General features: G+C 60.7%; 19 protein-coding genes and 1 riboswitch. Of the genes, 15 read left to right on the top strand and 4 right to left on the bottom strand.

The features are described 5' to 3' along the window. The first annotated feature begins 80 nt into the window (after nucleotides 1-80). The 6 genes from GSUB_RS00120 to GSUB_RS00145 all read left to right on the top strand — a co-directional run bounded on the left by GSUB_RS00120 (nucleotide 81) and on the right by GSUB_RS00145 (nucleotide 6748). Nucleotides 81-488 carry a thioredoxin family protein gene (locus GSUB_RS00120; protein ID WP_040198552.1) on the top strand — a complete coding sequence of 136 codons (408 nt, stop codon included), beginning with the start codon at nucleotides 81-83 and terminating at the stop codon, nucleotides 486-488. A gap of 5 nt (nucleotides 489-493) precedes the next feature. Next, nucleotides 494-1156: a cytochrome c biogenesis CcdA family protein gene (locus GSUB_RS00125; protein ID WP_052464248.1), complete on the top strand. Its 663-nt coding sequence runs from the start codon at nucleotides 494-496 to the stop codon at nucleotides 1154-1156. A gap of 96 nt (nucleotides 1157-1252) precedes the next feature. Next, nucleotides 1253-1432: riboswitch (cobalamin riboswitch) on the top strand. A gap of 150 nt (nucleotides 1433-1582) precedes the next feature. Continuing rightward, nucleotides 1583-3412, top strand: coding sequence for a TonB-dependent receptor plug domain-containing protein (locus GSUB_RS00130; protein WP_040198553.1), 1830 nt, complete (start codon nucleotides 1583-1585; stop codon nucleotides 3410-3412). Between the two features lie 209 nt (nucleotides 3413-3621). Then, nucleotides 3622-4485, top strand: a complete 864-nt coding sequence (locus GSUB_RS00135) for an ABC transporter substrate-binding protein (RefSeq protein ID WP_040198555.1) — start codon at nucleotides 3622-3624, stop codon at nucleotides 4483-4485. Next, nucleotides 4482-5477: a FecCD family ABC transporter permease gene (locus GSUB_RS00140; RefSeq protein ID WP_040198556.1), complete on the top strand. Its 996-nt coding sequence runs from the start codon at nucleotides 4482-4484 to the stop codon at nucleotides 5475-5477. Before GSUB_RS00135 ends, GSUB_RS00140 begins: the two co-directional genes overlap by 4 nt. Beyond that, nucleotides 5474-6748 carry an ABC transporter ATP-binding protein gene (locus GSUB_RS00145; protein WP_052464250.1) on the top strand — a complete coding sequence of 425 codons (1275 nt, stop codon included), beginning with the start codon at nucleotides 5474-5476 and terminating at the stop codon, nucleotides 6746-6748. Before GSUB_RS00140 ends, GSUB_RS00145 begins: the two co-directional genes overlap by 4 nt. Nucleotides 6749-6754: 6 nt before the next feature. Here the strand turns inward: GSUB_RS00145 and tsoX are convergent, their stop codons facing one another. Next, a complete protein-coding gene (gene tsoX, locus GSUB_RS00150; RefSeq protein ID WP_337661138.1) occupies nucleotides 6755-7015 on the bottom strand; it encodes an HSGNPxU motif (seleno)protein TsoX in 261 nt (86 codons plus the stop codon). A 75-nt stretch (nucleotides 7016-7090) separates the two neighbouring features. After that, nucleotides 7091-7789 (bottom strand): ArsR/SmtB family transcription factor, encoded by a 699-nt coding sequence (locus GSUB_RS00155; protein WP_040198558.1) that lies wholly within the window; start codon nucleotides 7787-7789, stop codon nucleotides 7091-7093. A 268-nt stretch (nucleotides 7790-8057) separates the two neighbouring features. Here GSUB_RS00155 and trxB point away from each other — a divergent pair, with 268 nt between their 5' ends. From trxB to GSUB_RS17730, 5 genes are all read left to right on the top strand, one after another. Continuing rightward, nucleotides 8058-8981: a thioredoxin-disulfide reductase gene (trxB, locus tag GSUB_RS00160; RefSeq protein ID WP_040198559.1), complete on the top strand. Its 924-nt coding sequence runs from the start codon at nucleotides 8058-8060 to the stop codon at nucleotides 8979-8981. A gap of 231 nt (nucleotides 8982-9212) precedes the next feature. Continuing rightward, the gene (locus GSUB_RS00165) at nucleotides 9213-10370 is read left to right on the top strand and encodes an MlaE family ABC transporter permease (RefSeq protein ID WP_235269857.1); all 1158 of its coding nucleotides are present in this window, start codon (nucleotides 9213-9215) and stop codon (nucleotides 10368-10370) included. A gap of 3 nt (nucleotides 10371-10373) precedes the next feature. Further along, nucleotides 10374-11174 carry an ABC transporter ATP-binding protein gene (locus GSUB_RS00170; protein WP_040198560.1) on the top strand — a complete coding sequence of 267 codons (801 nt, stop codon included), beginning with the start codon at nucleotides 10374-10376 and terminating at the stop codon, nucleotides 11172-11174. Then, nucleotides 11171-12166 carry an MlaD family protein gene (locus tag GSUB_RS00175; RefSeq protein WP_040198561.1) on the top strand — a complete coding sequence of 332 codons (996 nt, stop codon included), beginning with the start codon at nucleotides 11171-11173 and terminating at the stop codon, nucleotides 12164-12166. The genes GSUB_RS00170 and GSUB_RS00175 overlap by 4 nt, the downstream gene beginning before the upstream one ends. A gap of 2 nt (nucleotides 12167-12168) precedes the next feature. Further along, nucleotides 12169-12816 carry a PqiC family protein gene (locus GSUB_RS17730; protein WP_052464255.1) on the top strand — a complete coding sequence of 216 codons (648 nt, stop codon included), beginning with the start codon at nucleotides 12169-12171 and terminating at the stop codon, nucleotides 12814-12816. 101 nt (nucleotides 12817-12917) lie between these two features. Here GSUB_RS17730 and GSUB_RS00185 read toward each other — a convergent pair whose 3' ends face one another. Both GSUB_RS00185 and GSUB_RS17735 read right to left on the bottom strand, forming a co-directional pair. Further along, the gene (locus GSUB_RS00185; RefSeq protein WP_052464257.1) at nucleotides 12918-13460 is read right to left on the bottom strand and encodes a C-GCAxxG-C-C family protein; all 543 of its coding nucleotides are present in this window, start codon (nucleotides 13458-13460) and stop codon (nucleotides 12918-12920) included. A 33-nt stretch (nucleotides 13461-13493) separates the two neighbouring features. Continuing rightward, nucleotides 13494-13730 carry a hypothetical protein gene (locus GSUB_RS17735; RefSeq protein ID WP_052464258.1) on the bottom strand — a complete coding sequence of 79 codons (237 nt, stop codon included), beginning with the start codon at nucleotides 13728-13730 and terminating at the stop codon, nucleotides 13494-13496. A gap of 503 nt (nucleotides 13731-14233) precedes the next feature. Here GSUB_RS17735 and GSUB_RS00190 point away from each other — a divergent pair. From GSUB_RS00190 to GSUB_RS00205, 4 genes are read left to right on the top strand one after another with little or no spacing between them, the layout of a single operon-like run. Continuing rightward, a complete protein-coding gene (locus tag GSUB_RS00190; protein ID WP_268747567.1) occupies nucleotides 14234-15289 on the top strand; it encodes a YeeE/YedE family protein in 1056 nt (351 codons plus the stop codon). A 5-nt stretch (nucleotides 15290-15294) separates the two neighbouring features. Further along, the gene (locus GSUB_RS00195) at nucleotides 15295-15564 is read left to right on the top strand and encodes a sulfurtransferase TusA family protein (protein ID WP_040198563.1); all 270 of its coding nucleotides are present in this window, start codon (nucleotides 15295-15297) and stop codon (nucleotides 15562-15564) included. Continuing rightward, entirely contained in the window at nucleotides 15548-17254 is a 1707-nt protein-coding gene (locus GSUB_RS00200; protein ID WP_052464264.1) for a PAS domain-containing sensor histidine kinase, read from the top strand. The genes GSUB_RS00195 and GSUB_RS00200 overlap by 17 nt, the downstream gene beginning before the upstream one ends. Continuing rightward, nucleotides 17247-18590 (top strand): sigma-54-dependent transcriptional regulator, encoded by a 1344-nt coding sequence (locus GSUB_RS00205; RefSeq protein ID WP_040198565.1) that lies wholly within the window; start codon nucleotides 17247-17249, stop codon nucleotides 18588-18590. Before GSUB_RS00200 ends, GSUB_RS00205 begins: the two co-directional genes overlap by 8 nt. Nucleotides 18591-18754: the final 164 nt, after the last annotated feature.

Here is an 18754-nt window from a genome sequence, read left to right on the forward strand (position 1 = left end):
AATCTATATATTTCTATTTATGAACCCAAGTTCGACCTGACGGGTAAAACATTAAAATTGCTTATGACGGAGTGTGCGGGATGAAAAAAGTATTTTTGGGGTTGATGCTGTTGCTGTTGATGGGGTGTTCCGAGGATTCGACAACGCAGGGAGGCGAGCAGGCCGCAACTGCTGCACCCGCGACGCTGGCCGTTCCGGGTGACGAGGACTACGCGCTGGTGTTTTTTCTCGATCCCAATGGCGGACCCTGCCGCATGCAGAATGATATTATCCAGCGCATGTCTGACGAATTGGAGGGCAAGGTCCATCTGCGCTATGTTTCCACCCGAGAACCGCAGGATATTAACTTCTTTTATGCCCACGGCGTGCGCGGTCTGCCCCAACTGATGCTGGCTGATGCCGAGGGACGCGAGATCAAGCGTTTGACGCCCGGGGTCAAGACCGCCGATGATATACGGCGCATGCTCTCCAGTGCCGGGGCGATCTGATTGTCATGACACCGCTCGATTTTTCACTGACGTCAATGGTCATGGTGCTGCTGGCCGGTCTCGCCAGCATCGCTTCTCCCTGCGTGCTGCCGGTGGTGCCCATCATTGTAACCGGCACCGAGCGGGACCACCGCCACCGCCCCCTGCTGATCGTGTTCGGTTTGAGCCTGAGCTTCATCGCCATGGGCGTTGTGACCTCCCTGTTCGGTGGGGCGGTGGCCGGAGTGATGCCGCTGCTGGAAAAGATCGCCGGGGTGGTGGTGATCCTTTTCGGTGTGCTGATGCTGTGCGACATCAATGTTTTCAAGCGATTCACTCTTTTTTCGCACATCCGCATCTCCAATGACGGGCGCTGGTCGGGGCTGGTTCTCGGCCTGACTCTTGGACTGGTGTGGATCCCCTGCGTCGGTCCCATGCTTTCGGGGGTACTGGCCATGGTGGCTTCCGATGGGCGTCTCGCTACCGGGGTGGTCCTGTTGGCGATCTACTCCCTGGGGTTTGCTATCCCCATGCTGCTGGCGGGTTATGCCACTCAAAGCATGCGCAGCCGCTTTCAGGCGGTGGCCCGTCATCAACTGGCTGTGCGGGTTTTCAGCGGCCTGCTGCTGGTGGGATTCGGCACCTACATTCTCACCGCCGGTATGCTCTCCATCGGTTTCAGCAGCTGAGGCGCGGCATCCGCAGAGGATTTTTCTCTTGACAGCCAAACAACCCCCGCTGTATTGAAACGAACAGATGAAGCCGCCCCTTCGGGGCATATGACGAAAACTGAACAGTCCACCGGTGCCCGCAAGGGCTTGATAGGGAAGAGGGGTGCAAATCCCCCGCGGACCCGCCGCTGTGAGCGAGGACGAAGGGCCGGATACCACTGATCGAACGGATCGGGAAGGCGGCCTGGAGGATGAATCGCGAGCCAGAAGACCTGCCGGTCGGACACCCCCACGACAAGCCTCCCCGGGAATGGGAGGGTGGACAAAGCGGCCCTTCGAAAACGCGAAGCCCGCGCACCTTGAACCGAGGTGCGCGGGCTTTTTTCGTTGCGTCTGACCTGTGTGCCCCCTTCCGTCTCCTGTCGCGGAGCACGGAGGAAAAACATGGCAAAATTGAAGACATGGGTGCTGGCTGCCGGAGTTGCAGCCCTTTGGGGATCGACAACCTACGGTTTGGCGGCGGATGCGCTTGAGCCGGTGGTGGTGACTGCGACGCGCACGGCAAAGCCTGCATCGCAGGCCTCTGCCTCGGTGGTGACCATTACTGCTGACGAGATCGCTAAACGGGGCGCGACCCGCCTCGAAGAGGTGCTGCGCGACGCCGTGGGTGTGCAGGTGGTGTCCAACGGGCCGGTCGGCGCCGTGGCGACCCCCTCGATTCGCGGAGCGACCGGCTCGCAGGTGCTGGTGCTGCTTGACGGGGTGCGGCTCAACTCCGCTCAGCTCGGTCAGTTCAATCTCAGCGATCTGCCGGTGCCCCTGTCCGAGATCGAGCGCATCGAGGTGTTGCGGGGCCCCGCCTCCGCCCTGTATGGAACCAATGCGCTGGGGGGCGTGATCCAGATTTTTACCCGCACCCCGCAGCAGCAGCCCCTGACCCAGCTCAGTTGGAGCGAGGGGCGCTTCAACACCCGCGACGTCGGGTTCTCCACCTCGGCCCGCCGCGGCCCGGGGCGCTATCGCCTCAGTGCCTCCCGTGAGCGCTCCGACGGTTACCGGGACAACTCGGATCTTGAGCAGACCATCATCGAAGGAATGCTGGGCTTTGATCTGCCCGGTGGTTTCGACCTGCAGGCCACGGCCAGCCATCTGGATAAGGAAAATGGTGTTCCCGGTTCGATCGAGTGGCCCAGCCCCGAAGCGCGCCAGACCGATCGCAACACGTTGGCATCGGTCACCCTGAGCGGACCGGTCGGGGCGGTGGATATGACTGTGCGGGGTCACTATGACCGGCGGCGCAATACCTACCGGGATCCCGGCGCTTTTACACCGGCGGATGACCGCCATCTGTTGAAAACCCTGGGGGTGGAAGCGCAGGGGGAATACGGATTCGAGCGTCACAGTTTTCTGTTCGGCGGTGATTTCTACAAGGATAAACTTGACTCCACCAGCAGCGGCGATCCCGAGGATGAGCGCTGGTCGCTGTTTGCCCAGTATGAATTGGAAGCCACCTCCTGGGCAACCCTGTTGACGGGGCTGCGCTACGATGTTCATTCTGATTTCAGCAATGAATGGAGCCCCCGTGCGGCGCTGCTGCTCACCCCCACGGACTCCACCATAGTGCGCTTTTCTGCCAGCCGTGCCTTTCGCGCCCCGACCCTCAACGACCGCTTCTGGCCGGATACGGGATGGACAAGGGGCAACCCCGACCTCGACCCGGAAACAGCCTGGGAATACGAAGCCGCCGTGGAGCAGCAGCTGGGTGAGCGAACCGAGGTAAGCCTGGCGGCATTTCGGCGTGAGGTGCGCGACCTGATCGAATGGACCGAGGACGGAATGGGTGTATGGCAGCCGGACAATGTCAGTCGCGCCCGCATCTGGGGGATCGAAACCGGCGGCCGCGTACAGCTTCATGAGCTGCTGGCCGCCGGCGCCAACTACACCTATCTGCACCCCAAGAATCGCGACACCGGCGACTATCTGGAAAACAAGATCCGCCACCAGACCCATCTTTTCATGGAGATCGGGCCGATCCTGCAGACGCACCTGCGGCTCGACGGACGTCACCTGCACTACTACTCTCAGCCAACCCGGCGGCATAACAGCCATATCGTGCTGGATGCGGCACTCAGCCGACCCTTTATGCTGGGAGATGGCTGGGAATTGGAAGGGAAAATCACCGCCAAGAACCTGCTCGACAAGGATTATGAGTCGACGCCGGGATACCCGATGCCTCCGCGGGAGATCTTCGTGGAGTTGACGGCCTATTTCTAAAAATCTCGGCGTAAAGTCAGGGGAAAAGTCCCAATCACGGCAATGCCCGAGGTAAGAAAGCACCTCGGGCATTGCCTCTTCGGGTGTCGGCGTGAGAAGATTCAGGGGTTTCTACGGACCTTTTTTTAGTCAGACGGGAAAGGCTGCTGGTTATGATTCAACCCCTGTGCGGGCGACATTGTGTTGTAAAAGCTCTTTGGGGGGCTTTATTGCTGCTTTGGCTGAGCTGCACCCAGTTGCCGGCCGCGCAATGGACCGACGCCATCGGGCGCACCATCTCCCTCGAAGAACCCCCGCAGCGCATTGTGTCACTGGTGCCCGCGGTGACTGAAACTCTGTTTGCGCTGGGTCTCGGCGACAGAGTCGTGGGGGTGACCGATTTCTGCACCTTTCCGCCCGAGGCGAGGCAGAAGCCGAGCGTGGGCGGCTATGCCGATCCCGGCCTGGAAGCGGTGGCGACCCGCAGGCCCGACCTGGTTTTTCTGGCCGCCGATATGGGCAGTCCGGCCCTGCTCAGTCGCCTGGAGCAGCTGGGAGTCAAGATCTATGTGCTCTATCCGCGCGGGCTGGAAGAGGCGATTGCAGGCATGCGTGCGGTGGCCGCGGTGTGCGGCGTGGCGGAGGCGGGAGAGCGGCTGGCGAAAGAGCTGGAGGATGAAATTGCCCGTGTCGAGAGAGCGGTTGCTGGAAAGCCCCGTCCCCGGGTGCTGTTCGCGGTGATGCCCCAGCCCCTGACGGTGGCGGGACCGGACACCCTGGTCGGGGATCTGCTCGCGGCGGCGGGAGCCCGCAACGTAGTGCCGCCTGGCGCCAACCGCTATCCGACCTGGGGGATCGAGTCGCTTCTGCCGGTAGACCCCGATTTTATCGTTCTTTCTCCCCATACCGGGCTGCCCGACCCCGAAAATGTGCTGTCCGGCTGGCCGGAGCTGACCGCGGTGCGCGAGGGGCGCATCATCTCGGTTGATCCCGATTGGGTGCACCGCCCGGGGCCGCGCCTGAAACTGGGTCTGCGTGCGCTGGCCAATGCTTTTCACGGGCTGGACCTGTCTCTTGCGGAAAATCAACCATGATCCTCACCCTCGGGCGTCGTTTCTGGTTTCCGCTGCTGCTGGCCGTGCTGCTGCTGGCCATGCTTGGCTCGCTGTTGGCGGGGCCTTTCGCTTTGTCGCTGGGGGATCTGTATGCCGCGTTGATCGGGCAGCCGCACTCGCCGATTCATGAGGCGGTGGTGTTCAAGATCCGCCTGCCGCGGGTTCTGCTGGCGGCGCTGGTGGGTGCGGCGCTGGCCGTATCGGGCGGCGCTTTTCAGGCGGTGCTGCGCAACCCGCTGGCCGACCCTTATATTCTCGGGGTGTCCGGCGGGGCCGCCCTCGGCGCGGTGGCCGCGCTGGCGCTGGGCATTATTCCGATGCAGGCGATGGCGTTTGCCTCCTTCGCCGGTGCGCTGGGCGCTCTGACCCTGGTCTACTGGGTGGCGCGGGGGGCGCACGGGACGCCCCATGCGCTGATTTTAGCCGGTGTGATGGTGGGGAGTCTCGCTTCTGCGCTGCTGTTGTTCCTGCTGTGGACGGCACCGGCCGATCCCACCCGCACGGCCGTGTTCTGGCTGGCGGGCAATCTCGCCATGGCCGATCCTGCCTGGCTGCCCTGGTCGGCTGTTGCTTCCGCCCTGGCCTTTGGCTGGCTGTGGTCCCGTGCGCGCTCTCTCGATCTGTTTACTCAAGGGGAGGAGGTGGCCGCTGATCTGGGGCTGGATGTGGGGCGGGCGCGCATGAGCGTGTTTATGGCCGCCGGGGCATTGACCGCCGCTGCGGTGGCGATGGCCGGGCTGGTCGGCTTTGTCGGCCTGACCGTGCCTCATGTGGTGCGCCTGCTGTGGGGCCCGTCCCACCGGCGCCTGCTGCCGGCCTCGGCCCTGCTGGGCGCCGCTTTTCTCATGATCGCCGATGCCCTGTCGCGAACCCTGCTGGCACCGGCAGAGATTCCAGTGGGGGTGGTGACGGCCCTGCTGGGTGCGCCGTTTTTCCTCTATCTACTGCGTCGGCGGGAGGAGAGGGGATGATCCGCATCGAACAGCTTGAATTCGCCTATGGCGACACGCCGGTGTTGCGCGGCATCGACCTGGAGGTGAGGGCAGGGGAGATCTTCGGTGTTCTCGGTTCCAACGGCTGCGGCAAGTCGACCCTGCTGCGGCTGATGCGCGGTCTGCTGGCCCCGTGCCGCGGACGGGTGCTGTGGGAGGGGCGCGATGTGCGACGCCTGAGTCGCAAGGCGCTGGCGCGCCGGGCGGCAGTGGTGCCGCAGGGTGCCGCCGCCGGATTTCCCTTTGCCGTGCGGGAGATGGTTTCTCTTGGGCGTTTTGCTCATCAGGGCGGGTTTGTCGGCGCTCATCCCGGCGACCGGGCGGCGGTGGAAAAAGCGCTGGCTTTGACCGACACCCTGCACCTGGCTGAACGGGAGGTCACCGGACTGAGCGGCGGCGAGCTGCAGCGGGTTCTGCTGGCGCGCGCCCTGGCGCAGCAGGCGCCGGTGCTGCTGCTCGATGAGGCCACCAGCCACCTTGACATCGATCACCGCCTCGAGATCGGCGAGCTACTGGTGCGCCTCAATCGTGAACAGGGGCTGACCGTGGTGCATATCTCCCACGATCTCGACCAGGCCGCAGAAATTTCCCACCGCTTGCTGCTGCTCAATGCGGACGGGTCGCCCTGGGCGCTGGGGACGCCGGACGAGGTTTTTACCCCGGCCAATCTGCAGCAGGTTTTCCGGGTGGATGTCCATGTCGAGAAAAACCCCTATACCGGGGCTCCGCGCGTGTACCCGGTGGCTCGCCAGCGCGCGGACTGGGGGCAGGGGCTCAGTGTTCATCTGCTGTGCGGCGGTGGCAGCGGGGGGGATCTTCTGCGTCGTCTTTATCGCAGCGGCGCACGCATCAGCGTCGGGCCGCTCAATCGGGGCGATTCCGATCTGCTGCTGGCGGATGCCCTGGGGCTGGAGGCGGTGCGGGAGGCCCCTTTCTGCCCGATCTCAGCACAAACACTGAATGATGCTTTCAACCTGTCTCGCAAGGCCGAGCTGATGGTGGTGGCGCCCACCGTGTGGGGTTCCGGCAACCTGGCCTGTCTGGAGTTGGCCGATGCGGCATTGAAGGAGGGACGGCCGGTGCTGGTGGTTGATCCCCGGGCGGAACGCGATTACACCGGGGGCCGGGCATGGCAGACTTTGAGCGAACTGCTCGCGAAGGGTGCACAGCGCTGTGCGGATACAGCGGAGGTGGTGGACAGGCTGGAGAAAATGGCCGCCATGGAGAAACCTCCCCAGGGCGGCCTTTAAGACGGGTTACTCGCCCAGCTGGCGCGCCAGGTATTCATCCATGCGCACGCGCGAGGTGGCGATATCGAGAGGAACGAACTGTTCGTTGACCAGCACGGTGGTGGAGCCGCGCAGCACGTAGTCGCGCGCCGCCTCCGAGGTGTTGAGGTAGACTTCCACATCCAGTTTGCCATCGTATTTCTGCTTCATCTTTTCGGCCACGACCGTGGCCGCACGGCAGGGGCTTCAACCACTGCTGCCGCTGTGAAAAACTTTCATTTTCAGCATCTTTTTTCTCCTTTCAAAGTGACTGCTCAGGACAGAGTTGCGACCCTGTAGATACCGTTCAGATCGCTGCTGCGGTCAGGGTGAATCGATACTGCGGGGATCCCGGGAAGCCTTCTCCACCGGCAGACCCTGCTGCTGCCACTCCTGCACCCCGTCTTCCATGCGCACCGCCTGGAATCCTTCCGCTCGCAGCATCTCCACTGCCTCGGCGGAGAGAACGCAGTAGGGGCCGCGGCAGTAGGCGACGATCTCCCGGTCGCGGGGCAGCTCCGCCAGTCGCCTGCGCAGTTCGGGCAGTGGGATGGAGAGGGCGCCCGGCAGATGCCCCGCCTGGTATTCCTCCGGCGGGCGCACGTCGATGACTGCCGCGATGCCGGTGCGCACTCGATCCAGCAGGGTATGGCGGTCCACGGCTTCCAGCTCGTTGCGGTCATTGAAGAAACGCCGGCTTAGCTGTTCGACCTCCGCCAGCTGGGTCTGCGCCAGGGTGCGCAGCGCATGGAAGAATTCCGCCACCTGCGGATCGGCGATGCGGTAGACCACATGCAGGCCCTGTTTGCGGGCTTCGGCCAGGTGCGCGCCTCGCAGCACCTGCAGATGTTGCGAGGTGTTGGCGACGGACAGGCCCGCTTCCCGGGCAAGAGTTTCCACCGTGCGCTCACCCTGGCACAGCAGGTCGAGCAGCTCCAGCCGCTTCGGGCTGGCAACCGCCTTGCCGATGCGGGCGAATTGGGCGTAAATGGCTTCCTTGTAATGCTGCTTTGTTCTTGACATAGGCGTCTTTTTCAACTATTCAATGAATTACTTGAATAAAAACCACGAAGCGGGTTGTTTGTCAAGCCCGATTGTCGTTGTCTCCCTTGTCGTGAAGGGGGGCGCAACTCCCATGACAAGGGGCACTTTTCGCCATCCCTGGCCGTTTGATTGGCGCCCTCCCTGGCGCCAAACACCCTTGTCATGGGAGTTGCGCCCCCTGCCGGACAGTGACGCTCGATTTTTCAGTCTCTGAGGTACACCTTGGCTGCATTCCAGGAGGTTTAACGTGGACAAGACGGTTTTTGATGTGGTGATCATCGGCGGCGGCCCGGCGGGGCTGACTGCCGGACTCTATACTTCGCGCGCGCGGCTCGAAACGCTGCTGGTGGAGCGCATGATCCCCGGCGGGCAGGTGATGACCACCACCAAGGTGGAAAACTACCCCGGTTTCCCCGGCGGCATCGACGGTCCCGACCTGATGATGCGCTTCCAGGAGCACTGCCAGGAATTCGGCCTGCGCATCGAAACCGGCGAAGTGGAAGGGCTCGAAGACCAGGGCGAATACAAGGTTCTCACGATTGACGGCGAGCCGGTCAAGGCACGGGCGGTGATCATTGCCACCGGAGCCGAGCCGCGCAAGCTCGGCGTGACCGGGGAGTCGGAATTCACCGGACGCGGCGTGTCCTACTGCGCCACCTGCGACGGCGCCTTTTTCCGTGACGCGACCGTCGCCATCGTCGGCGGGGGGGACACGGCTGCTGAAGAGGCCCTGTTTCTGACCCGCTTTGCCAAAAAAGTCTACCTCATTCACCGCCGCGACGAACTGCGCGCCACGGCCATCCTGCAGGATCGCGTGCTCAAAAATGAAAAGGTCGAACCGGTGTGGAATGCCGAGGTGACCGAGATCAAGGGCGACAGCAGCGGCATGAAATCGGTGCAGCTCAAGGACCGGGTGAGCGGCGAAGAGCGGACTCTGGACCTGGAAGGGATGTTTATCGCCATCGGGGTGACGCCCAAAGCGCAATTTCTTGCCGAACTGCTGGAACTGGACAGCGAAGGCTACATCCAGACCGACACCGAGTGCCGCACCTCGATCCCTGGTGTGTTTGCCGCCGGTGACGTGCGCAAGAAGATCCTCAAGCAGATCGCCACCGCGGTAGGCGATGGCGCCATTGCCGCCATCATGGTGGAAAAATACCTGGACGGATGAACCGCGAGCCTTTGCAGAAGGCCAGGATGCACTTTCTCAGGATCAAAAACCGGCAACAGCGTCACTTTACGTTCTACTTGGCGAGAAAAAAGAGAGTAAATGGACTAAAGCGCTTTGATCAGACTCGCTGTGCTCATTTTGGGTGTGCATTATGGCGCTCATCCGTTAACATTTACGGATGAGAATTAAATCCGGCTTGTTGGGCGGAGAACCTGTGGGAGCAGGCCGCTTATGACAGGTATTGAAATGCATCAACAAGATGAGTTGGCTGAGGTCGAGGATTATTTCAGTCGTCTTGAGGACGGCACCATTGCGCTGCGCCTGTACGGCGACTGGAGTGCCGGCCGCATTCCGGTCTCCCTCTGGGAGGTGGAGGAGCAGCTGACGGTTGCGCAGGTTTCGCGGCTTGTTTTTGAAACCACGGAACTGCAGTCCTGGGATAGCGGACTGCTGACTTTCCTGCTCAAACTTAAAAGCCTGTGCGCCAGGTTGGATATTGAGTTCCACGAGGACAACCTGCCGCCCGGAGCGCGACGGCTGCTGGCAATGGCTGCCGACAGGCCGGCCCGGTCGCAACAGGCAGGAAGAAAGCCGCCGCCGCTTCTGGAACGCGTTGCCGACCGCGCCATCAGCGCCTGGCGGACAGCCATGGAGATGCTGGCCTTCCTGGGTGAGGCGACCGTTGCCTTCGCCCGCCTGCTCAGCGGACGCGCGCGCTTCCGCATGGTGGACCTGTGGGAGATTATGCGCGAGTGCGGCGCCGGCGCCCTGCCCATTGTTTCCCTGATCAGCCTGCTGGTGGGGATGATCTTCGCCTTCGTGGGGGCGGTGCAGCTCTCCATGTTCGGCGCGGAAATCTATGTCGCCAGCCTGGTGGGAATCTCCATCGTACGGGTGATGGGCGCCATCATGACCGGCATCATCATGGCGGGCCGCACCGGCGCCGCCTTCGCCGCGCGCATCGGCACCATGCAGGTCAATGAAGAGATCGACGCCCTCTCCACCCTCGGCATCTCGCCCATTGAATTTCTCGTTCTTCCCCGCATCATCGCCCTGACTCTCATGATGCCCCTGCTTTGCCTCTATGCCGACCTGATGGGTATCCTGGGGGGGCTGCTGGTCGGCGTGACCATGCTCGACCTCAATGTCATGGAATATCTCGAAATGACCAAAAATACGGTGCGGCTCAAGGATTTCTGGGTCGGCCTGTTCCACAGCGCGGTGTTCGGCGTGCTGGTGGCGTTGTCGGGCTGCCTGCGCGGCATTCAGTGCGGGCGCAGCGCCTCGGCCGTGGGGGATGCCGCCACTTCGGCGGTGGTGACCAGCATCGTCAACATCATCGTGGCCACTGCGGTCATCACGGTGATCTGCAATATTCTCGGGATTTAGGGCATGGTAGACTCAGGACACAGCGCATCAGCGGCCATTGAAGTAAATAACCTGACCATGGCCTACGGCGATCAGGTCATTCAGCGTGATCTGACTTTTACCGTACAGCGGGAGGATATCTTTATCATCATGGGCGGCAGCGGCTGCGGCAAGAGCACCCTGCTGCGGCACCTGATCGGCCTGCACCGCCCGGCTGCGGGCACGGTGCGTTTTGACGGCACCGATTTCTGGGTCCTGCCGGCTGACGAACGGCAGCAGTTCATGCGCCACTTCGGCGTGTTGTACCAGAGCGGCGCCCTGTGGAGTTCCATGACGCTGGCGGAAAATATCGCTCTGCCGCTGGAGGAATACACCCGCCTGCCGCAGTCCGAAATCGCGGAGCTGGTAAGTTTCAAACTGGCCCTGGTCGGTCTGGCGGGATTCGAGGATTACTATCCCCGCGAGATCAGCGGCGGCATGAAGAAACGCGCCGGGCTGGCCCGCGCCATGGCCCTTGATCCCGACATTCTCTTTTTCGACGAGCCCTCGGCGGGCCTTGATCCGATCAGCTCGCGTCAGCTCGACGAGTTGATTCTCGAACTGCGCGACAGCCTCGGCACTACCCTGGTGGTGGTGACCCACGAACTGGCAAGCATTTTCGCCATCGGCAGCAATTCGGTGTTTCTCGATGCCGAAACCCGCACCATGATTGCAGCCGGCGATCCAAAAAAGCTGCGGGATGAATCTGACGATCCACGGGTGCGCCGCTTCCTGACCCGCGGCGAGAACGGCGATACAGAGACGGAAGGAGGCGTGAAGCGATGAGCGCTAAGACCGGCAAGGCGATAATCGGTGCCTTTGTGCTGGGGGCCCTGTGCCTGGCGGTGGCCGGGGTGGTGCTGTTCGGTTCGGGGAAATTCTTTTCACCACAGAAAAAATACGTCATGTATTTTGACGGTTCGGTGAAAGGGCTTTCGGTGGGGGCGCCGGTGCTGTTCCGCGGCGTGAAGATCGGTTCCGTCACCGATATCCAGATCCAGGGGGATATGCAGGAGATGGTCTTTCGCGTGCCTGTGATCGCCGAGATCGATCTGAGCCGCTTTCAGTTTGCGGACGAGAGGGGCCATTCGCCTGAATTCCACCAGTCCCTCGTCAACCGCGGACTGAGGGCCCAGATGCAGACTCAGAGCCTGGTGACCGGGCAACTCATGATCAACCTCGATTTCCACCAGGACCGACCGGCCCGGTTTGTCTCAGGGACCCCCGAGTTCTCTCAGATCCCGACCATTCCGTCCACCACTGCCTTGCTGGCGCAGAAGCTGGAAGAACTCCCCCTGCAGCAACTGGTGGAGCGGACCAATCGGCTGGTCGGAGGGATGGAGCGCCTGGTCAATGATGATGATATGCAGCAGATGCCGCGCAACCTGAACCTGGCAGCCGCCGCCGCGCGCGACCTGATGGCGAAATTGGACCGTGAAGCGGGTCTGCTGTCGGCGGAGGCCCGAAAAACCATCAGGGCGGCGACTGCAACCCTGGAGCAGGCCGATCGTGTGCTGGCCTTCGTGGAGGGCCCCACCGGCGAGCTGGCGGACAACCTGAACCAGACCCTGGCCCAGGCGCGCCAATCCCTGAATACGCTGGATCAGACTCTTGAGGCGGTGCAGGAGACCGCCGCCGATGAGCAATCCAAGTATCAGCTTCGCTATGCCCTCAGTGAATTAGGGGATGCCGCTCGTGCTCTCGGTTCCCTGGTGGAATACCTGGGACGCCACCCGGAAGCGCTGCTGCGCGGCAAAATCGATCTGGAGGAGAGATGAGCATGAAAATTCATTCGTCGCTCGCTACCCTGCTTCTGCTGTTCGTTGTGCTGCAGTTGGCTGCCTGCGCCCGAACGCCGCCGGCCCGCTTCTATACCCTGTCCTCCCTGTCCCTGGACCAATCGACACACAGAAATGCTGCGGCGGACCGCTCCCGCCAGGTAATCGCGATCGGTCCCGTGGCCATGGCGAAGTATCTCGAGCACCCCGCGATTACGACCCGCAGCGGTGCCACGACCCTGAAGCGTTCGGAACTCGACCGCTGGGGCGGCCCCCTGGGCGACGAAATCACCCGGGTGCTGGTGGAGAACGTGGCGGCACTGGTTTCGGCAGAGGGAGCTCTAGTTCTGCCGTGGCTGGAAACCTCGGACGCCGATTATCGTCTTCAGCTTCACATCACCCGCTTTGACGGACCCCTGGAAGGCCCGGTGACCTTCAACGCCGCCTGGATGATTTTTGCCGGGAAACGCAACAAACTCGCATCCTCAGGCGATATCTCCATTGACGAACCTGTCGAGGCGCCGGACTATGCCGCCTTTTCCGAAGCCATGAGCCGGGCCCTGGTGGAGTTGAGCCACCGTGTGGCAGCGGAGATTGATGCCGTCCACGGTGCGGCTGACACGCCCGTTGCCGCGCAAGACCGGCCATGATGATGGCAACGTAAACAGACCCTGTTCGGAATGTTTGGTGTACAAAAGAAGGGGCGGCCTCAAACCGCCCTTCTTGTATTTTGGTTTTGATTTCAGAGAAGCTATTTTGTGTGATCGTCGTGGCAGGTCAGGCAGTCATTGAGCCCCTTTTCGTTGTACATGGCATCCGATCCGTGGCAGCTCAGGCAGCTTTCCGTTTCTTCGCTGCGTTTGGCGCCGATAAAAGCATACTTGCCTACCAGGTGCTCATTGAGCATCTCAACAGTTCGGTAGGCCGTATCACCCGCCACTTTGGCGCAGCGATCTTTTCTCTGCTTCTCGGTATAGGACGCTCCGGCCGCCATCATCCAGGTCGAGACCGACGCATGGCACAGCGGGGAATTGGGGATTTTTTGTATCTGATCCTTGTTTGCTGCAAGGTCGTCATAACGCTTGGAGGGGAAATTTTCCTGGCTGTACCAGTGAATCAGGTCCGCCACCAGTTTTGAATGGGTTTTCTTGTCGTCGTAGGCCACCAGGTTGATAATGGCGGCACAGGAGCCGATGGAGCCGCACAGGGTGCCTTCTCCGCCGTAGCCGCCGGCGGCATGGTGAAACATGTCATCAGGAAGCAGGATATAAGGGAAGCCGATCTCTTCTTTCATGAGGCTGAGGACCCCCAGCCAGGCGCCGGTGCCTCAGCCGCCTTTTTCATGGTAATAGTTGAACGCTCTTCTGCCGGCTTCCATCGGGTCGAGTTTCTTCCACGGCCAGGGCAGCGTCGGCGCCGTAACGGGCGACTGCTTGCTTTTGCCGATGTCGGCCATGGCAACGCTTCCCGCCAGGGCGCTTCCCGCCACGGCCATGCCGGTGGCGGCGATAAAGCGGCGACGGTTTACAGGACTGCCGTCTTTTTCTGCAAGATGTTTGAGCATGGTGTCTCCTTTTTTCTGCAAGGGGCAAATCCCGGAGAATCTGCCTCAGTTGAAAACAGGCCGCTGCATCCTGTAATGAAATGTCTCTTTGCTGTCGGACATCGCACAGGCCATGCCATGCGCTCTCCAGGGCGAAGTTCCTTCCGCTTTTTAGTTTTTATTGATTTTTAGTTTTTGTTTTAAAAACAATAGCTTATGGAGGATATCAAAAATAAAATAACGGAGACGCATGAAATTTCTGAAAGGTGATGACATGCTCGAAATGTATTTGGCATTTCTTTCATTGTGAACGAATATTTCAAATTGAAAGAAATGGCGCGGATAGGAAACTGAAAAATTAGAGCACAGGGAAGAATTTTTTAATATTTATGTGATAAAATCTTCTTAAGTTCATGGTGGCTGAACGCGATTCGACGTCTCAGCCTATTTTCTGATCGGCAGAGAGGCGCTCAATGCTGCTATCGGGCTTGTGGTCCTGGTTTTTCTTTTATTTGGGCCTGGGGATGATTATTGGGACGGCGCTGTACCGAAGCGACTTCTGCATGGCCGGTATCCTCCGGGATGTTTTTTTGTTCAAGGATTATGAGCGTCTCCGGCATCTTTTCCTGGCTGTCATCCTGACTCTGTTGTTTTTTACCCTGCTGCGCACCTTTGATCTGGCACCTGCGAACAATTTTTCTGCCGGGCATAAAAGCTTTCTGCTTGGGAGCGTGGGCGGGGTGGTGTTCGGATTCGGCATGGTGTTGGCCGGCGGCTGTGTTTTCGGCACTCTCTACAAGATGGCAGCCGGCAATCTGACTTATTTGCTGGCCTTTGTCGGCCTTGTCGCAGGCAGTCTCCTGTATGCGGAGCTACACCCCTGGTTGCGTTCCATTCCTGCGAACGAACCCTGGCACGGAGAGCTGAATCTGCTTGAACAGTGGCCGGGTTTTGTCGGTGCCTCCAGCTGGATTTTGGTCGGAATCTTGCTGGTCCTGTTTATCTGGTGGCGCCGGCAGGGAAAATGGACGGTTGCTGCCGCGCCGGAAGGTTACATGCAGCCCTGGCTGACCGCCGTGCTTCTTGCCGCGGCCAACCTGGCGGCATACGCGGTGAGCGGCCTGCCGGTGAGCATTTCCACCATGTATGCGAAACTGGGGGCATGGCTGGAGAGCCTGGTTGCGCCCGTCCATGTGGCAACCCTGGATTATTTCAGCCGACCGTCTTTTGTGGTCGACATCGGTTCCGCAACATTTCCGGTTGGCGGCGGGCCGCAACTCGATTTTTACGCCTTCACCGAAGGCGGCCTGATGCTGGGTGTGCTGGCGGGCGCTTTTCTCAACGCCCTGTGGCTCAAAGAGTTTCGCCTTTCCGGCTGGCCGCCTCCCCGGCAGGCGGCCTCTGCCCTGGTCGGCGGCGTGTTCATGGCACTGGGGGCCCGCATGGGTAACGGCTGCAATATCAAGCACCTGCTGGGCGGCGTGCCGCTGCTGTCGCTGCATTCCATGCTCTTCGTCTGCGGCATGCTGTTGGGGGCCTGGCTTGGCGCCCAGGTGCTGCCGCGCATCATTTTGAGGTGAGACCTATGGAATCCCGTGAAATTGTCGAAATCGTTGATCTGAATATTCTCGGCCAGGTCTGCCCGGCCTGCCTGCTGGTGGCCCTCGATGCGCTCAACAACCATGAGGAAAGCCTGCGCTGCGGCACAAAGCGGCTGGTGGTGCGCACCGATCACCGCGACAGCACCCGCACCATCCCCAAGGCGGCACGCAAGATGGGCTATGACGTGGAGGTCAAAAAAGTTGATAGCTGCTACGAAATCTCGATCGGGAGAAAGTATGAACCAACCCGATGAGGAAAAAGATGCGCTGCGCAGGCGCTGCGCCGAACTGGAAGCTGAAAACCGGGCCTACGCCCGCTACATCCGCGACAAGACCAATCATCTGCTCGGGGTGATCGGCACCAAGGAGCTTGAGGAGGATGAGCTTGACGACCAGGCCCTGATCAAGCTGGACCCTATCGGTATTGTGGCCCGGTCTTTCCTGCAGATTCTGACCAATCTCAACCAGACCATTGACGAACTGCGTGAGGCGAAAAACGAGCTGCAGGCCATCTTCGATGCGACCGGAGTCGGCATCTCCATTGTCGACCGCAATTTCGTCGTTGAGCGCTGCAATGAAAAACAGCGTGAAATGCTGGTGGATTCCAGTGTTGAAGAGGTCGTCGGGCGTCACTGTTTTGAGGTTTACTGCGACCGCAACGCACCGACTTCGGAATGTCCCGCCCTTGATTCTTTTGAGACGGGTAAAGCCGCCCTGGTGCGCGAGGTTCAGAAAAAGGGGCGCTGGTTCCAGTTGGTGACGACCCCCTTTTCCCGCGCGGAGGATGGGAGCATCAACCGGGTGATCGAAGTGTCCATGGATATCACCGAAAAGAAAAAGGTCGAGGATGCTGAAAAAGAACTGCGGGAATTCTGCCAGACTGAAAGACGAAAGCTTGCGACCGTCATCGAAAGCCTTTCGGAGGGGCTGCTGGTGGTCGATGAGCAAGGGCGGATTGTGTCCTGCAACCTCGCTGCGGATGAAATAACCGAGCAGCGTATCGGGGAAAATTGCAACCGTCCGCTGGACGATGCGATCGCTGAATTCGCGCCTCTGCTGCGCAGTGATGCCGGCAACGTCCAGGGCGTGGAGGTCATGACCCGCACCCGCCAGGGTTACGATCTGCTGCTTTCCGTCAATGTGGGGTGCCTGTCGGACAACGAGGGGCGTCCTCTCGGCCATGTTCTGACCTTCCGCGACATTACCGAGGAGAAAAAACGTGCCGAACTCTATCACCGCGCCGAAAAACTGGCGGCCATCGGGCAGCTTTCCGCAGGGGTGGCGCACGAACTCAACACCCCTCTGGGCAGCGTGCTGGGGTATGCGCGTCTGCTGCTCAAAGACAAAGCACTGCCTGACAATCTTAAAAACTGGGCTGAGATCATCGCGGAGCAGGCAAAAAAGAGCAGTACCATTATTCAGGGGTTGCTGCGCTTCGCCCGCCAGTCCAACCCGGCCCACCGCTGCCTCGAGCACTGCTTCCTCAATGATGTGATTCAGCGAACGCTGCCGGTGTTGTCCACCGAGTTGGACAAGCGGAAAATTGAACTGATCAGCGAGCTTAACCCCGTGGCTCCGGTTGTGGCGGACCCGCAGGAGCTGGAGCAGCTTGTTCTCAACCTGACCATGAATGCCATGCAGGCCATAGGCGAGAAGGGATGCGTGCGCATTGAGACGGCCCAGGCTGGTTCGAAGGTGGTCATGAAAATTTCGGATGACGGGCCAGGTGTTCCAGAGGAGATCCGGTTCCGCATCTTCGATCCTTTCTTTACCACAAAAGCTCCGGGCGAGGGGACCGGCCTCGGCCTGTCCCTGTGTTCCGGCATTGTCAGCGACATGGGAGGCGCCATCGATATCGCCGGGGGTGAAGACCGGGGCGCGACCTTTATCGTCTCCCTGCCGGCGAGCGACGCTGTAGAGGGCTCAGGTGACCTGCATGAATGATTCAAGCTCCATCCTGATTGTTGAAGATGATTCCACCATGCGCCACCTTATCCGCGACACTCTCGCGGCGGAGGGGATCGCGGCGCAGATGAGCGAAGACAGCCGTGCCGCCGCCAGCCTCATTGAGCAGAGCCGGGTCGATATCGTCCTCACCGACCTGAAGATGCCCCACCTGGACGGTATGGAAATCCTGGCCAGGGCACGGCATCACAATCCTGATTGTGTGGTGATCGTGATCACCGGCTACGGCACCATTGAGTCGGCGGTGGAGGCGATTCGCAAGGGGGCCTACGACTATGTGCAGAAACCCTTTGAGCCGGATGCCCTGGTGCTGACCGTTCAACGGGCGATGGAACATGCCCGACTGGTGCGGGAGAACAAAAGGCTGCGGGAGCAGGCCGGCGAGCGCCGGGGGGGAGATCTCATCGGCAGCAGCCGCAAGATGGTGGAACTGAAGAATTTCATCGCCAGGATCGCACCCTTCGACACCACTGTTCTGATTCAGGGTGAGACGGGCACCGGCAAAGAGCTGGTAGCCAAGTTCATCCATCAGTGGAGTTCCAGGGTCGGGCGGCGTTTCCTGCCGGTCAACTGCGGCGCGCTGACCGAAACGCTGCTGGAGTCGGAGCTTTTCGGCCATGTGCGCGGCGCCTTCACCGGGGCCGACAGCGACAAGAAGGGGCTGTTCGAAACGGTGGATAAGGGGACGATCTTTCTCGATGAAATCAACTCCATCTCCCCTGCCTTTCAGGTCAAACTGCTGCGGGTTCTGCAGGAAGGGACCTATCTCAGGGTGGGAGGGCGCGATCCGCGCACGGTGGATGTGCGGGTGATCGCCGCCGCCAACGCCGATCTGGAAAAGGAAGTGGAAGCAGGCCTATTCCGCAGCGATCTCTATTATCGGCTCAATGTGGTGCCGGTGATGATCCCGCCGCTGCGCGAGCGGCGTGAAGATATTGCCCTGCTGGCGCATCATTTTCTGTCGGTCTACGGCGCCAAATACGGCAAGACGATATCGAGCATCAGCGGCGGTGCGCTCGATCTGCTGCGGGCCTATTCCTGGCCGGGCAACGTGCGGGAGTTGGAGAACGTGATGGAGCGCGCCATCATCGTCGCCGACGAGAATGAGCTGCAGCCGGGGCATCTGCCCCGCCTGTCAGCTTCGGGGCAGGAACCGATGGAGTCGGACGACGTGCTGATGTCGCTGGAGGAGATGGAAAAACGGTTGATCGTCAAAGGGCTGCGCCACACCGGCGGGCATAAAGGTAGAACGGCGGAGATTCTCGGCATCAGCCCGGTTTCGCTGTGGCGCAAAATAAAAAAATACGATCTTTAATTTCTTGGCTCCCAGGCCGTCTTGTTTCGAGAGGATTTTAGCGAAGTGGCGCGTCCGGCAGTAATCGAAAAAGGCGCGCAGAACGCCGGTGCGATACTTCTCCCGGTGGATGACAAGGAAGAAATTACGCTCCAGATCCAGAAACGGCGTGGGCAGTTCCACCA

Origin of the sequence: Geoalkalibacter subterraneus, assembly GCF_000827125.1 — a bacterium.
Classification (GTDB): Bacteria; Desulfobacterota; Desulfuromonadia; order Desulfuromonadales; family Geoalkalibacteraceae; genus Geoalkalibacter_A; species Geoalkalibacter_A subterraneus.

What these genes read in the sequence shown, in the direction of transcription:
- GSUB_RS00195 (WP_040198563.1), top strand. Translation starts at nt 15,295, where the DNA reads ATGGAATCCCGTGAAATTGTCGAAATCGTTGATCTGAATATTCTCGGC.
- GSUB_RS00175 (WP_040198561.1), top strand. Translation starts at nt 11,171, where the DNA reads ATGAGCGCTAAGACCGGCAAGGCGATAATCGGTGCCTTTGTGCTGGGG.
- GSUB_RS00170 (WP_040198560.1), top strand. Translation starts at nt 10,374, where the DNA reads ATGGTAGACTCAGGACACAGCGCATCAGCGGCCATTGAAGTAAATAAC.
- GSUB_RS00165 (WP_235269857.1), top strand. Translation starts at nt 9,213, where the DNA reads ATGACAGGTATTGAAATGCATCAACAAGATGAGTTGGCTGAGGTCGAG.
- GSUB_RS00190 (WP_268747567.1), top strand. Translation starts at nt 14,234, where the DNA reads ATGATTATTGGGACGGCGCTGTACCGAAGCGACTTCTGCATGGCCGGT.
- GSUB_RS00140 (WP_040198556.1), top strand. Translation starts at nt 4,482, where the DNA reads ATGATCCTCACCCTCGGGCGTCGTTTCTGGTTTCCGCTGCTGCTGGCC.
- GSUB_RS17730 (WP_052464255.1), top strand. Translation starts at nt 12,169, where the DNA reads ATGAAAATTCATTCGTCGCTCGCTACCCTGCTTCTGCTGTTCGTTGTG.
- GSUB_RS00200 (WP_052464264.1), top strand. Translation starts at nt 15,548, where the DNA reads ATGAACCAACCCGATGAGGAAAAAGATGCGCTGCGCAGGCGCTGCGCC.
- GSUB_RS00205 (WP_040198565.1), top strand. Translation starts at nt 17,247, where the DNA reads ATGAATGATTCAAGCTCCATCCTGATTGTTGAAGATGATTCCACCATG.
- GSUB_RS00130 (WP_040198553.1), top strand. Translation starts at nt 1,583, where the DNA reads ATGGCAAAATTGAAGACATGGGTGCTGGCTGCCGGAGTTGCAGCCCTT.
- GSUB_RS17735 (WP_052464258.1), bottom strand. Translation starts at nt 13,730, where the DNA reads ATGCTCAAACATCTTGCAGAAAAAGACGGCAGTCCTGTAAACCGTCGC.
- GSUB_RS00185 (WP_052464257.1), bottom strand. Translation starts at nt 13,460, where the DNA reads ATGAAAGAAGAGATCGGCTTCCCTTATATCCTGCTTCCTGATGACATG.
- GSUB_RS00155 (WP_040198558.1), bottom strand. Translation starts at nt 7,789, where the DNA reads ATGTCAAGAACAAAGCAGCATTACAAGGAAGCCATTTACGCCCAATTC.
- GSUB_RS00145 (WP_052464250.1), top strand. Translation starts at nt 5,474, where the DNA reads ATGATCCGCATCGAACAGCTTGAATTCGCCTATGGCGACACGCCGGTG.
- GSUB_RS00120 (WP_040198552.1), top strand. Translation starts at nt 81, where the DNA reads ATGAAAAAAGTATTTTTGGGGTTGATGCTGTTGCTGTTGATGGGGTGT.
- GSUB_RS00125 (WP_052464248.1), top strand. Translation starts at nt 494, where the DNA reads ATGACACCGCTCGATTTTTCACTGACGTCAATGGTCATGGTGCTGCTG.